This is a genomic window from Tunturiibacter gelidiferens (assembly GCF_013410115.1).
Lineage (GTDB): Bacteria > Acidobacteriota > Terriglobia > Terriglobales > Acidobacteriaceae > Edaphobacter > Edaphobacter gelidiferens.
The window spans coordinates 2,465,923-2,479,133 of record NZ_JACCCV010000001.1; the positions used below are offsets into that span (position 1 = coordinate 2,465,923).

The 13,211-nt window shown below is 54.5% G+C and carries 9 protein-coding genes; 4 read left to right on the forward strand and 5 right to left on the reverse strand.

Annotation, left to right across the window (positions count from 1 at the left end; all coding sequences use genetic code 11):
* Positions 1-94 precede the first annotated feature (94 nt).
* On the reverse strand, positions 95-1,750 hold the full coding sequence (locus HDF12_RS10440) for a cytochrome c3 family protein (RefSeq protein ID WP_179582683.1): 1,656 nt from the start codon (positions 1,748-1,750) through the stop codon (positions 95-97).
* Between the two features lie 169 nt (positions 1,751-1,919).
* Between HDF12_RS10440 and HDF12_RS10445 the strand changes: the two genes are divergently transcribed.
* Complete coding sequence (locus tag HDF12_RS10445; RefSeq protein WP_179582685.1) at positions 1,920-2,939, forward strand: LacI family DNA-binding transcriptional regulator; 1,020 nt, start codon at positions 1,920-1,922, stop codon at positions 2,937-2,939.
* 123 nt (positions 2,940-3,062) lie between these two features.
* On the opposite strand, the gene HDF12_RS10450 is transcribed toward HDF12_RS10445, so the two are convergent.
* Positions 3,063-4,751, reverse strand: coding sequence for an alpha-L-fucosidase (locus tag HDF12_RS10450; protein WP_179582687.1), 1,689 nt, complete (start codon positions 4,749-4,751; stop codon positions 3,063-3,065).
* 22 nt (positions 4,752-4,773) lie between these two features.
* A complete protein-coding gene (locus tag HDF12_RS10455; RefSeq protein ID WP_218892346.1) occupies positions 4,774-5,319 on the reverse strand; it encodes an aldo/keto reductase in 546 nt (181 codons plus the stop codon).
* A 160-nt stretch (positions 5,320-5,479) separates the two neighbouring features.
* Here HDF12_RS10455 and HDF12_RS10460 point away from each other — a divergent pair, with 160 nt between their 5' ends.
* The gene (locus tag HDF12_RS10460) at positions 5,480-5,854 is read left to right on the forward strand and encodes an L-rhamnose mutarotase (RefSeq protein ID WP_179582691.1); all 375 of its coding nucleotides are present in this window, start codon (positions 5,480-5,482) and stop codon (positions 5,852-5,854) included.
* Between the two features lie 52 nt (positions 5,855-5,906).
* Here the strand turns inward: HDF12_RS10460 and HDF12_RS10465 are convergent, their stop codons facing one another.
* Both HDF12_RS10465 and HDF12_RS10470 read right to left on the reverse strand, forming a co-directional pair.
* Positions 5,907-7,853, reverse strand: a complete 1,947-nt coding sequence (locus HDF12_RS10465; RefSeq protein WP_373563888.1) for an alpha-L-arabinofuranosidase C-terminal domain-containing protein — start codon at positions 7,851-7,853, stop codon at positions 5,907-5,909.
* A 336-nt stretch (positions 7,854-8,189) separates the two neighbouring features.
* A complete protein-coding gene (locus HDF12_RS10470) occupies positions 8,190-9,452 on the reverse strand; it encodes a tagaturonate epimerase family protein (RefSeq protein WP_179582692.1) in 1,263 nt (420 codons plus the stop codon).
* Between the two features lie 417 nt (positions 9,453-9,869).
* Here HDF12_RS10470 and HDF12_RS10475 point away from each other — a divergent pair, with 417 nt between their 5' ends.
* The gene (locus HDF12_RS10475) at positions 9,870-11,483 is read left to right on the forward strand and encodes a ribulokinase (protein WP_179582693.1); all 1,614 of its coding nucleotides are present in this window, start codon (positions 9,870-9,872) and stop codon (positions 11,481-11,483) included.
* The gene (locus HDF12_RS10480; protein WP_179582695.1) at positions 11,480-13,207 is read left to right on the forward strand and encodes a sodium:solute symporter family protein; all 1,728 of its coding nucleotides are present in this window, start codon (positions 11,480-11,482) and stop codon (positions 13,205-13,207) included. Before HDF12_RS10475 ends, HDF12_RS10480 begins: the two co-directional genes overlap by 4 nt.
* Positions 13,208-13,211: the final 4 nt, after the last annotated feature.

The following is a 13,211-nucleotide window of genomic DNA, read 5'->3' on the forward strand; positions in this document are numbered from 1 at the left end:
TTTCTGCTTCTTTGATGTGCGATCTCGATCTATTATCTCGATCTATTTCTTTGACGATTGGACAAGACTCACCTGACAAAATCCCAGTCCTGGTCTACCTGTTTTCTTTCGCTTCGGGAGCAGGACACGACTGACTGCCGTCTTCCAACGCTGTGAGGGTATGGCGCACCTCCCCCATTCCAAGGCTGTAGACCAGCACAGTTCTGAGCGTGTCTTCTGCGGCTTCTTTAGATCCAAGCATGCACTGCGCCTTGGCGAGATTCTGTCCTAGGGCGGGGATGTCCGCGTTTTGACGGAAGGCTCGCTGCCACGAATTTGCAGCTGCCTGGAGGTTGCCCGCTCGAGCGAGGAGAGTATCTAGGTTCGTTGTGGCTGCCAGGTTCTCGGGCTCCTTTTTCAAGACATCCTGGTAGTAGGTCTTGGCGTGAGCGTAATCCTGATTCAATTGGGCTATGATTCCGAGCGCGCGCAGCACTGCAGCATCCTCGGGATCAAATTTTTCCGCCTGCCATGCACGCGATCTTTCGGTAGTGAGTCCTTTAACCACAACGAGGTTGTAGTACGCCAGAGCGAGGTCGCGCGATTTGCTCGTGCTGGCTAGAATTGGAATCAGATCCGGGGTCCGAGCCGGAACAGCTTCCAGATCGGGTTGGCCGGGATGCTGTCGGATGCGGTGATCGGTCCATGCTACATGGGGGATGTTCTGCGCTCCGGTTTTAGGCATATGGCAGCTGGTGCAGTCACGAGTTGCGACGTAGTGCTCGGCGACGTATTTGTCCTGAGTGTGACAAGTGAGACATTTGGCGCGATAGAAGTTGGTGCGCTCTTCAGCCGTTGGCGAAGCGTGAGGATTGTGACAGGTCATGCACGACATGCCGGGCCCGCTCGCGATCCTGCACCTGCTGGACTGGCACTGCTCGATCTCGCTGACGGCGCGCTGGGTCGTGTTCTCGCCGGCATAGACGAAGTAGGACATGAAGGCGGTGAGATCGGCGCCCGGTTTGAAGTCGAGTACGGACCGGTCGCGGCGTTCGACACTTGTATCGCGTTCGAGATGACAGACACTGCAGATACTATCTCTCTTTACAGGCGAAAGCTTGACGGGGTTGACGACAGCGGTGCGTCCGCTGGAGGCAACATGTTCGCGGCTATCCCCGTGGCAGCTCTCGCAGGTTATGCCTACGTACTCGAAGGGCAGTCCGCGATAGAGATTGTCGGTTCCCTCTACCTGCTTGTTCACGCTGCTCATGTGGCAGCGCAGACAGCTTGGGTTAAGCGTGAGCGCTGCGGGGAGCTCCTGCGACCGCTGAAAGCCGGGCTTCATGGCGTAGCCTTTGAGTTTTGCGTAGTAGGCAATCGGACTTTCCAGCAGGTATCCGTTCTTCGAATAGAGGTAGGTCAAACCGAGGTGACCAGAGCCTAGGAAGTAATGAAGCCGCTCTTTGATTTCGATAGGAGGCGACGTGGGAAGGGTATAGTCAAGTGTAGGGTGCGCCTGATTGCTTACTGTGTAAATGACGCCGGATGGAGCGTGCCGAAACGATCCTGGGGTGAGTCGTTCGCCGGCTAGTCCGCTCGCGTTGGCCATAGGTGTCTTGAGGTAAGTCTTGAATATCGTACGGTGACATTGGCTACAGGCGGCGTCGGCGTCGCGCACTGGTGTAGCTGCCTTGTCCTGCGGTAACCCACGCAGTGAGAATGCGGCAGCTAAGAAGAGCGGCAACGCCCGCAGCAATCTCCTTAGAAACATAAACTCACTTTCCATACAGCATGCTCGCCCAAGTCTTCAAACTGCGCTTCAAAAGTTGAACCACAGTTTGGGTAAAGCTTATCTCGACCTGAAAGCTAGAAGATGCAACGGCGTTTGTCAATAATGAGCAACGCTTTCGAGGCCAAAACGTATCTTGTATATTCACTCCATGGCTGTCCGAATGAAAGATGTTGCGCAAAGTCTCGGCGTCTCGATCGTGACGGTCTCAAAGGCGCTTAAGAACCATCCCGATATTGCGAAGGCAACACGCGAACGAGTGATGGCGAAGATCAAAGAGCTCAACTACCGGCCGAACCTGATGGCTAGGAGCCTGGTGACCGGGCGCAGTTCTCTCGTTGGTCTCATCGTGCCGGACCTAATTCACCCCTTCTTCTCCGAGATCGCGAAATCGCTCTCAAGTGCCCTGCGCAAGAAGGACTTCTTCCTGCTCGTAGCTTCCTCCGAGAGTGACGCTGTCCTCGAAGATGCCGAGATCGAGCATATGCTCGCTCACCGGCTGGATGCCCTGGTGGTAGCCACAACACAGTCGACCTCGGAGAAGTTGCGCAAGGTCAGCGAGAATGGGCCGCCGCTGATTCTTCTCGACCGCGACTTTCAGGATTTTCGCTCTAACTTCCTCGGATCGAACGACTACAAGGTTGGTGAGTTAGCAACGGAACATCTCATCGCCATCGGTCGCAAGAAGATCGCCCACATCCGAGGTCCGGAGAACAGGGTAGGGAAGAGCCGTTTCGAGGGATATCGAGATACTCTCGAGCGCCATGGGGTTGCCATCGATCCTCGGTATGTGATCGCACCGCTCGGCTCAGTCGATGTAGATGGCCGAACGCGAGGGGAGACGGCGATGAAAAACCTGCTAAGCCTGAAGATGCGTCCGGATGCGGTTTTCTGCTTCAATGACATGATCGCGTCCGGTGCCATAATGGCCGCTTTGGACGCCGGCCTAAAGATACCTCGTGATCTCGCAGTTATCGGTTGCGGAAACTATCACTACGATGAACTGCTTCGCGTCCCGCTTTCAACAATAGACCAGAGGATTGAGCCCCTAGGCCTTCGGACCGCGAAGATGATCTTCCGTCTCGTTGAAGCAGAAGGGCCGATTCGTCCCCAGCGCGTCATACTGGAGCCAGAGCTTGTGGTTAGAGAATCTTCCAGAGTTGTGAAGTAGGAAAGCAAAGTTCTCCAGAGTCTCGGGTCAATCCACATCTCATGCCGAGAGATGGTCGCGATTGATATGGTAAATGAATCCCGTGTGTGCTTAGACCAGAAAGATCTACAAACGTCTCAAGCCTCAGGTGGACATATTAAGGCGAGACACCGCAATCCGAAATCCGTACGCGATGTCGTTCGGCTTCTGTGTCGGCAGCTTCACAACCAGTTCGTTCGAGCTCCGCTCGAACGAACAGGGCTCTCCGACGCCGAGCATCTCGACTTTGCTGATCTCGCCTGGAAGCTCTTTCGATCCGCGAGCGAACGTCTTGATCTTAAGCTTGCCATCTGCCGGCCAACCGAGCGCGATGACGTAAAGACGGCCATCCTTCACGGTGAAGCGCATGTCCTCAGAGGTATAAGGTCGGCCATTTCCCTCGTTGAAGTTACCAGTTTTCACCGGGTCCGGTGGGCCTTCACCATAGACGGTGAAAGGCCGCGTGCCGAAGATAGCCTCTCCGTTTATCGGCATCCAGGCTGCTAGGTCAGCAAGGATTTGCCGCTCGTCGGAATCGATGGTGCCGTCACCCTTCAACGGGATATTCAAGCACAGATTTCCGTTCTTGCTGACGACATCCGCCAACAGATGAATCACTGTCTTTGCAGATTTATACTTGTGCTGCTCAAAGACTTCACGGCTATAGTGCCAGTCGCCGATGCAGGTATCGGTCTGCCACGGAAGCTGAAGAATGTCATTCGACCTGCCTCGTTCGAGATCGAGCGCTGCGGCTCCTCTATGCTGTGGAACAAACTCTTTCCCGAAGACAACTGCCTGATTGCGTCCTCCATGAAGGGCTATATTCGAGTTGTAGAAGTGGGTCGTAATATCGACACCGGTTTGGCCCAGCGGAAGCCCGGTATCGTCGAAGTAAAGCATGTCCGGTTTATAAGTGTCGAGAAGATCCCTGCAGCGCAGAAACCAGGTATTGGTAAAGTCGGGATTTTCAGCTGGAGGAAATTCATCCCAAACGCGATCGTTCGCATTGTGCCAGCCAAGCATCTTCTGGGCTGATGTGAACCCATCCGGGACGACCAGATTGGGTCCTACGTAGAGCTCTTGTGGATTTAAGCCGGCCAAGCTCTTCTTTGCGAATCCGTCATACCGCACGCCCGCCAGCGGACCTTCCGCATCGTAGCCGTAGGCGGTCTGAAACCAATGCCACGCGTGAGCCGAGTGGTTACTGACCCCGTATCGCAAGCCGCGCCTTCTGCAGATCGCACTCCACGTCCCGACGATGTCCTTCATCGGACCGACTCGCGTCGAGTTCCAATTGTGATACTTGGAGTTGTAGTTGTCGAAGTTATCGTGATGATTGGCAAGTGCCATGAAGTACTTTGCGCCAGCAGCCTGGTACAGGTCCATTAGGGCCTCGGGATCCCAGCGCTCTGCCTTCCACATGATGTCAATATCCTTGAAGCCGACCTTTGAAGGGTGACCGTAGGTTTTGACGTGGTAGCAGTAAGCCGGATCGCCCTGAAGGTACATCCGGCGGGCGTACCAATCCCCCTGCTCGGGCACGCATTGTGCCGTCCAATGGGCCCAGATCCCAAATTTCGCATCCCGAAACCAGTCCGGTATCTCGTAATGCGCTTTAAGCGACTCCCATGTAGGTTCGAATGGCCCCTTTGCAAGACTGCGCTCGAGGCTGGTCGCAACCCTGCCGACCGGGTTTGCCGGGGAATTGATAACGGCGCCGAGAAGTCTTGACGTGACGGCGGCTTGTCCCGCGCCCGCGAGAAGACCGAGTGCACCTCGTCTTGAAAGTTTCATGAACTCTCCTGCTGATTCCGTTTCAATGTTTGGCTATTTTGATCGTAATCGTCGTTACGATGACTACCGGTTCAAGCCGTGCAACGTGCGTCAGAACACTTGGCCAATAGCCGGTAATACCCACAAACCTGGCCTTGCCTTGCTCTTGCAGACGGCGGAGGGCAGGCAGCGTCTCGAATATGATCTGCTGAATATTCCCGAACTCGATATCATGCACCTGAAGCAGATCAACATAGTCCGTGCGCAGGCGCCGCAAGGAGTCTTCGAAGCGCTCCGTAACCCCGCGTGCAGAAAAATCGAACTCCTCCAATCCATACCTGCCGCATTTGGTAGCGAGAACGACCCCATGTCGCAGCCCTTCCAATGCCCCGCCTAGTCGCTGCTCCGCCTGCGTGATCCCGTAGTAGGGCGAAACGTCGAACAGATTAATGCCGCGGTCAACCGAGTGGCGGACTGCACGCTCTCCACTCGAGGCACCAACTTTTCCGAATACATTCCCCAGCGTAGAAGCCCCAAAACCGAGCACTGAGACGCTCAGACCGGTCGTTCCAAGATCACGATAGCGCAAAGGAGTCTCATTCCCGAAAGGAGGTATTAGCCCGAAAAGCATAACATTTAACGTTAACTATCTGCAACGCCGGAGGTTCTCGCCGTCCTGCTAACGTGGTAAATCTAAAGTCTGACGGCGCCAACCGCCTTCAGGCTTTTTCCGAATAGAGGAGTGAATCATGAAACGCTTCTGTCTTACGTTAAGTCTTCGTCCTGACCCGGAACTCATTGCCGAATACATTGAGCATCACAGAATTGGCCGCCCGGAAATTCACAAGAGTATCCGCGATGCGGGTGTTCTAGATATGGAGATATTTCATTCGGAAGGAAGCCTCTTCATGATCATGGATACGACAAACGACTTCACGTTCGAGCGTAAGGCAGAGATGGACCGCCTTAATCCGGCAGTGCAGGCATGGGAGAGCTTGATGTCGAGCTACCAGAATGTCTCCTCCGGGTCAGACCCCACCACGCGTTGGAGGCAGATGGAGAGAATCTTCAAGCTGGCACACACAACCAACCAACCCTCGCCTGTAGATCGCAGGGAATTTTAAACAGGTGGTATCCCGAGCAAGCTATCAACCAACTCGGTCAAAAGGCGTGTACCTAGTGAGCCTCCAACTCAAGCACTTGCACACTGTATGGTGGGATGGTGTGGGAGAAATTCGGCCCCTCGATTCGCGTGGACGTCTTCACCGGCACGATCTGCTTCGGAGCGCTGATCGAATTGGTCTCTGCGTTCGTCTTGCCGCTGAGCGAGATGAGCATGGCTTCTGGCATGACCTTGTTCATACCGGAGAAGTTGATGTCCAACGCTTGTGGAAGGGATGAAGCGTTGACCATTTTGAGGTAGATTTTTCCAGTACGCGAATCACGGGTGACCGAATAGAAGAAAAGTTTGCCCTCGCCGGTAATGGAAGAGGTGGGAACTTCGTCGCCCAGATACTCTCCGAACATGCACTGCGCGTAATAGCTCGGCGCGCCGTAGCTCTTCAGCGCGTCATAACCGATCAGATCTGACTCCCACTGCATGCCCCCTGGATTCACATTCACGAACAACGGCGCGTAGGAAGCCATCACAATCAAGTCGCTGTTCCTCTCCATGCCGGTCATCCACGCCGCGTCTCCCAAGGCGGCGCCCATGTTTGTCGTGGGTGAGCCCTCCCGAGTCGCCCATTCGCCGACGAAGATCTTGGGTCCGTTGCGGTCAGTCTGGTCATAGTGCTTCACATCGTCAAAGAACTCGTCCGCGCGCCTATAGTAGTGGTCGTCGACAACATCAGGCCTCGTTCGTTTGAGTGGAGTTGTCGCGATTAGTTGAAGCTGTGGATATTTTGTTTTGATGGCTTTGTAAAACTGCGCATAGCGACCCTCATAGCTGTCGGAGTGATCGAACTGGTCTTCGTTGCCGATCTCGACATAGTTCACGTGAAACGGTATTGGATGACCGAGCTTCGCGCGCAGCGCACCCCATTGAGTCGAGGTATCACCGATCGCAAACTCGATCTCGTCGAGCGCATCTTGCACGTGCGGTACTAGCGCTGGTCCTGCCTGAATATGGTCCCCCTTGAGTGAGTAGCCGGCATAGACCGCGAGCACAGTCTGAATCTTTAGGTCCTCAGTCCACTCCAGAAACTCTAGCAAGCCCATGCCGTCTGACGACTGGTAGTTCCACGGACTGCGATGGGTAGGTCGATCAACCAGCGGACCAATCGTGTTCTTCCAATCGAACCTTTCATCAATCTGATCTCCCTCAAGATAGTTGCCGCCGGGAAGTCTGAGGAAGGTCGGATGCATGGCTGCCATCTTCTCCATCAGATCAGACCGATTGCCGTTCTCCCGATTGTTGAAGGTTGGTGGCATCAGCGAGATCAGGTCCAGCCAGATCCTGCCCGTATGGCCAGCAGTCAGCAGCAGATGATTTTCAGACGACGTCTCCAAGTCACCCGTCTTGAGCGTGAATTCATATCGCTTCCACTCTCTCGTCAATGCTGGAGTGTCCGTCGACGCGGCTGCCTTTCCCGTGTTGTCGTTGATCAACGCTAAATTCAGAGTCCCCACAAACGTCGAGTCAGCCTTGGCATACAACGAACCCTTATATGTGGTGTTCGGTCGGAGCGCCATACCCCAATAACCTTCATTCCGCACACCCGCTCTGTTCGCGGCGTCGGCCTGCGTGATCGTCAACGCCAGACTATGAGAGAGCGCTGCGCTCGGACCCTCTGCCGGGTCGATCTCCATCGAAGCTCTCGAACTTCCATAGTGTTCGATATTCCAGTGTGCGATCCCTCCGAATCCATGGTCCTGAAATGTCCGGTTTCTCACAAGTTCTGCATACAGGCCGCCGTCGTAGGAGAAGTTGATCTCCTCGGTCATCAACCCGTATAGTGTTTGGCTTACGGCATGAACAGGTTTGTCCAAGGCAATCTTCAAGGATGCGGGTGTTGTTTGTGCCGCGCCGGTCGAGATGAATGACGTGGCAACGATGAGAGCCGCGGCCTTCAATCCTAAGAGGCGCGCGAGAACTGTTTTTTCTAAATGGATTGACTTCACTGGCACTCCGACTTTCCTCTGTTCCTGCAAAGTTATAAAAGTTTGGTACCTGACAACCCGCCTCTCACGCTTCCGTATCAGGTTTATGCGGGCGCGGTTGCTATGGCGTGTACGAGGCCCGATCAACTGAGCAGGGCGATTTCAGCGCAACAAACACGTTTCAGCTGCACTCTCCCGCATGATTTGGGAGCCTAACTGTAGCGTTAACTGGAAACAACAGAACGGTAGCCAATGTTTGTCCTAATTGTCAAATCGACCGGCGGCAGAAGCGAGGGACTGAGACCGATGGCAGAAAAGAAAATCACAAAATTTCGCGTGTTCTGCAAAACCACACCACTAGACTCCCAGAAACACGGGCTTGATATGCCGAATAAAGAGGTTTTCTGTCACGTTCTTTGCGATAACTTCTTCGTTGGCTTCGAGTGCCATTAGATACCTGTTACCCATCTTTGCCGCGACTTTGAAGCCCACATGCAATAGCTGCCTGAAGCTCTCGTTGTACGAGCTATTCCCTGGGTCGTGCCGCAGCGTCGAGGTAAACTGCTCGCTCGTCCACTCATTAACCTTGTCCGGCATTGGCAGCTTCGTCGGGTGGATATCGATAACAGCGGCGTAAGGCGCACAAAGCTCCTCGCGGTGCGCGTAGGCCCCCCCGTATATCTCTTTCGCGATCTCGAGCCCAGGGCCACCCGACTCAGCGAGGCCGATCACCTCTTCCAACCAAGTTGTTCCGGCGGTCTTCAAGTGAACTCCTGCATCGAATTTCTTGATTCCTGCGTGAATTGCTTTGTAGATCGAAAACTTGTCTGATCCGGAGTGAACGCTTAACTTCAGATTATCCGGTAGATCGTAGGTTTTGATCGCAAACGCGATCGTCGCCAAATCCTCCTCGAACTCTTTTGAAAACTGCATCACATCGCCAGCGTAATCAACGCCTTTATTGAAGCGGCCGGTGAACTTCGGCGCCACCGTCTGGATCGGGATATTCTGGTCAGCGATGGCCGCGAGAATAATCAATAGCTCCAATGGTGTCTGAGGAGAGTCCGTCTCGTCCATCGAGATCTCAGGCACGAAGTTTCCTTCGCCCTTCTTCTCCACGAGCAGACGGTAAATCTCCCCTGCATGTTGGATGGCCGCCAGAAATTTGTTGGCCACGCCCTCAACAAACCCTTTATCCGTCTGGAACGGTTCAGCGATATTCGTGATCGTTACTGCTCCCACAAGCTCTTGATGCCGCCTAACAAACGCGGCTACATCCGCTGGCCTGGCGGCTTCTCCAATCAAGTCCGCGACGTCCAGAGTAAAAAAGTCGCAAGGCTGAATGCATCTCTCAACCGTCTTCTCGTTGATATGGTCCGCGTCGAGGAAGTATGGCTTGACCCATCCCAACTCCTTTACGGCAGCGTCGGCCGCAGCCCGCGTCTGGAGTGGCTCTGACCCAATAATCAGGTGCTCTCGATTCGACTTATTCCACACCGGCACCACATCGATTCCGGCCTCTCCCGCATTGACGCATGCTTTCAGCTGCGCTTTTGCCTGGTGAGCAAATCTGTCACCGACTCCGATCGAAAACTTTGGAAGCCTCAACTGCTTGTTCATCGCAACATCCCTCTCCTGTTCCACAAAGCGGTTAGTCCAATAGATCGATTACGTCGTTTCTACCTGCAACGCGGTCATGGCGCCAAGGCTAGATTGCAAAAGCTCGATACGAGCCGTGGAGCGACTGAAGCAGACACCCCTAGCCAAAGCCGCCGAGAAACTCGAACCTACCCTTGACAGCCCTGTATGTATACCCTACGATTCGTCCCAGTGAAAAGCTTTTCATGCTTCCGCATAAAACGGTAACTTACAGGAGTCGATTTGTAAAATTTACGGTTGCTAAACAACATGTCTTCACCTTGTAAAAAACTCGCCTGTTGAACTCGGTCAGTCTCTGTGCCAACCACCCTCTTGAACTCGCAAAGTCGCTTTTGCCGAGCAACCTGGATTATGCATGAGCCATGGAGCAAACCATTGATGCGGATAGTTGCAGGAGTAGATTTTGGAACGCTGAGTACCCGCGTAACCCTGCTTGATAGCAAGACTGGCCGGATAGGTACTGCATCTGCCCCATATCCTTTACATCGCAAGCGTGAGGATCCCGATTTCGCCACTCAGTCCCACGACGATCAGATGAACGCCCTGGTTCAAGCAATGCACAAGGTGCTTTCGGAGACCGGAATTGAGGGCAATACGGTCGAGGCGCTCGCTCTGGACACAACAGGCTCAAGCGTCATTCCAGTAGATACCGAGATGAAGCCACTAGACGACTATTATCTATGGTGCGATCATCGTGCTGTCAAAGAAGCGCAACAGATCACTAAACTGGCGCATGCACGCGGGCTTGAAGCGATTCAGTGGTGCGGTGGCGTGTACTCGCACGAGTGGGGCTTTGCTAAGTTACTCCACTGGCTGCGGAATAATCCTGAGAAGCGAGCGCTCTTTGCATCCGCCTTCGAGCATTGCGACATGGTTGCCGCCACTCTGTGCGGAATCACAAGTCCGCAGCAAGCAAAGCGCAGTGTATGCGCGCTTGGGCACAAATGGCTCTGGAACCCGAAGTGGGGCGGTTTTCCGCCGCAGGAGTTTTTCACTGAAATCGACCCCCTGTTTGCAGGAATCCGCGAAAAGCTAGCAGGTGAGGTGCTCACCTCCGATCACTTGGCCGGGACCTTGTCTCCAACGTGGGCTGAGCGCCTCGGTTTGAGCGCAGGCATTCCGATTCCAGTCGGAGCATTTGACGCGCATTGGGACGCGATCGGTGCAGGATGCCGCGAGGGAGACGTGGTCAACGTCGTTGGCACCTCCACTTGCATAATTGCAATGCAGAGCCGCACCCAGATCATCCCCGGTGTATGTGGTGTCGTACCTGGCAGCGTTCATCCAGCGTACACAGGGGTGGAGGCGGGCCTGTCCGCAGTGGGGGACATCTTCGAAGCGATCGCACGTAGGGCCTGCACCGACGTGCAAACTCTGTCCGAAGGACTTGAAGAGTACCGCGCCGGCCAGACCGGATTGATGCGGCTGTCCTGGGACAATGGCGATCGCACAGTGCTCGTCAAATCAGAACTTGGAGGCATCACGATCGGGTGGAATCTTCTCCACACCGCGCAAGACGAGCTATTTGCCGCCATTGAAGGCACCGCCTTCCATACGCGCATCATTCTCGATCGCTTCGCCGAGAACGGTGTTCCAATCAAACGAATCATCAATGCCGGGGGCATCCCGCAAAACAACGCCACTCTCAATCAGGTCTACGCGGACGTGCTCAACAAGGAGGTGCTGGTTCCCGACGGCATCCCAACCAGTATCGGGTCGGGCATCTTCGCCCAACTCGCCGCGGGGATCTTTCCAAGCATCGAGGACGCACAGAATCATATGTGCCTGAAGCACAAATCGTTTCTTCCCAATCCCGGCAACGTTGCGCTCTATGAGCAGCTTTATCGTCTCTACCGCGGCGTCTACTTCGCGTTCGGCGATGATTCTACATCCCCCTTTAGGCTTGCCGAGGTACTTCCCAAGCTCCGCGAGTACGCATCCAGGACCCACTTAGAAAACTTCAAACTTCCGTCAGCTATCGAGAAACCATGACCGCCTTGGCCATCCTGCTCACTACGCAACTCACCCATCTCGCACCGATCGACATTTTGATACTTGTCCTTTATTTTGTCGTCGTACTCTTCATCGGCTTTTATGTGAAGGGGTCTACCAGGACAAGCGAAGAGTTTTTCCTGGCCGGCCGCGAGATGACTGCCTGGATCGCCGGACTCAGCTTCGTCTCGGCAAATCTCGGCTCGCTGGAGTTGATGGGATGGGCCGGCGCTGCCTACCAGTACGGAATGCTCGCAACTCACTGGTACTGGATTGGGGCCATTCCTGCGATGTTGTTTCTCGGCATCGTCATGATGCCCTTCTACTACATCTCTAAAACGCACTCAGTGCCCGGCTACCTGCAGCTTCGCTTCGGTGAGGGCGCGCGTGGAGTCAGTGCCGTCAGCTTTGCCTTCATGACCATTCTCATGTCGGGGGTCAATATGTACTCTATGGCACTGGTCATGAAAGTCGTGCTCGGATGGAATATTAGTTTCTCCATCTGGATCGGCGCAGTCACAGTCGCCATCTACGTCATGCTTGGTGGGCTGCGGTCGGCCATTATCAACGAGGTGTTGCAATTCGTTCTCATCTGGGCAGGAGCCGCGCTGATTCCGATTCTCGGCCTGTGGGAGGCGGGCGGATGGACAAAGCTCAAAGCACAGATTGCTGTAAACGTCGGGTCGAACGATTACACGCACCTCTGGACCACTCTGGGATCCTTCAAAGACAATCCCATGGGCGTGCACTGGACAGGCATCGTCTTTGGGCTCGGCTTCGTTATCAGCTTCGGCTATTGGACGACCGATTTTCTCGTAGTACAGCGCGTTCTGAGCGCCAACAATCTTCGCGCCGCAAAGATGGCGCCGGTGATTGGCGCTGCATTTAAAATGGCAGTCCCATTCATCGTCATCGTTCCCGGTCTTCTAGCGCTCGCAGTTCTGCGCGACCCTCATACCCATCAGATCATTCGGCTTGTCGGGGAAAATCAAGTCGATGCAGCCCATCCTTACAGCTACAACGAAGTTCTTCCTCTCATGCTGATTCGCTATTGCGGTCCTGGCCTTCTCGGCTTGGGCATCACAGCGCTCATCGCCGGGTTCATGAGCGGCATGGCAGGCAACGTCAGCGCGTTCTCCACAGTCTGGACCTACGACCTCTACGGTGCCTTCTTTAATAAGAAAGCAAGCGATAAGCACTACGTCTCCATGGGCCGATGGTCAACCGTCGTTGGTATGATTGCATCGATCGGCACGGCCTATCTAGTGATGCATGCAGCTTCCATCATGGATTATGTCCAGGCGCTCTTTAGTTTCTTCATTGCACCGCTCTTTGGCACAGTTATTTTGGGGATGCTCTGGAAACGTGCCACAAGATCTGGCGGATTTTGGGGACTGCTTGCCGGAACCGTCTCCTCGATAGCAATGTGGCTTTACACCACATACGGCGGGCAGCAAGCTCTGGCACACATCGCATTGTCCCTGGACGCAAAACCAATGGCAGAGAATCTCTACCGCGCCTTCTGGAGTTGGCTCATCTGCGTCGTTGTCACGGTCTCGGTGAGCCTTGTTACGCGTCCTGTGCCGGAAGCTCAGCTCGCAGGCTTGGTCTACGGCGCTACGACGATCCCTGACGACGGAGCAAGATCCCTCTGGCAGAAACCGATCTTCTGGGCAGCGATCGTCATCACGATCTTCTTCCTTTTAAACATTATTTTCTTCTAAAGTT

What these genes read in the sequence shown, in the direction of transcription:
- HDF12_RS10440 (WP_179582683.1), bottom strand. Translation starts at nt 1,750, where the DNA reads ATGTTTCTAAGGAGATTGCTGCGGGCGTTGCCGCTCTTCTTAGCTGCC.
- HDF12_RS10445 (WP_179582685.1), top strand. Translation starts at nt 1,920, where the DNA reads ATGGCTGTCCGAATGAAAGATGTTGCGCAAAGTCTCGGCGTCTCGATC.
- HDF12_RS10450 (WP_179582687.1), bottom strand. Translation starts at nt 4,751, where the DNA reads ATGAAACTTTCAAGACGAGGTGCACTCGGTCTTCTCGCGGGCGCGGGA.
- HDF12_RS10460 (WP_179582691.1), top strand. Translation starts at nt 5,480, where the DNA reads ATGAAACGCTTCTGTCTTACGTTAAGTCTTCGTCCTGACCCGGAACTC.
- HDF12_RS10470 (WP_179582692.1), bottom strand. Translation starts at nt 9,452, where the DNA reads ATGAACAAGCAGTTGAGGCTTCCAAAGTTTTCGATCGGAGTCGGTGAC.
- HDF12_RS10475 (WP_179582693.1), top strand. Translation starts at nt 9,870, where the DNA reads ATGCGGATAGTTGCAGGAGTAGATTTTGGAACGCTGAGTACCCGCGTA.
- HDF12_RS10480 (WP_179582695.1), top strand. Translation starts at nt 11,480, where the DNA reads ATGACCGCCTTGGCCATCCTGCTCACTACGCAACTCACCCATCTCGCA.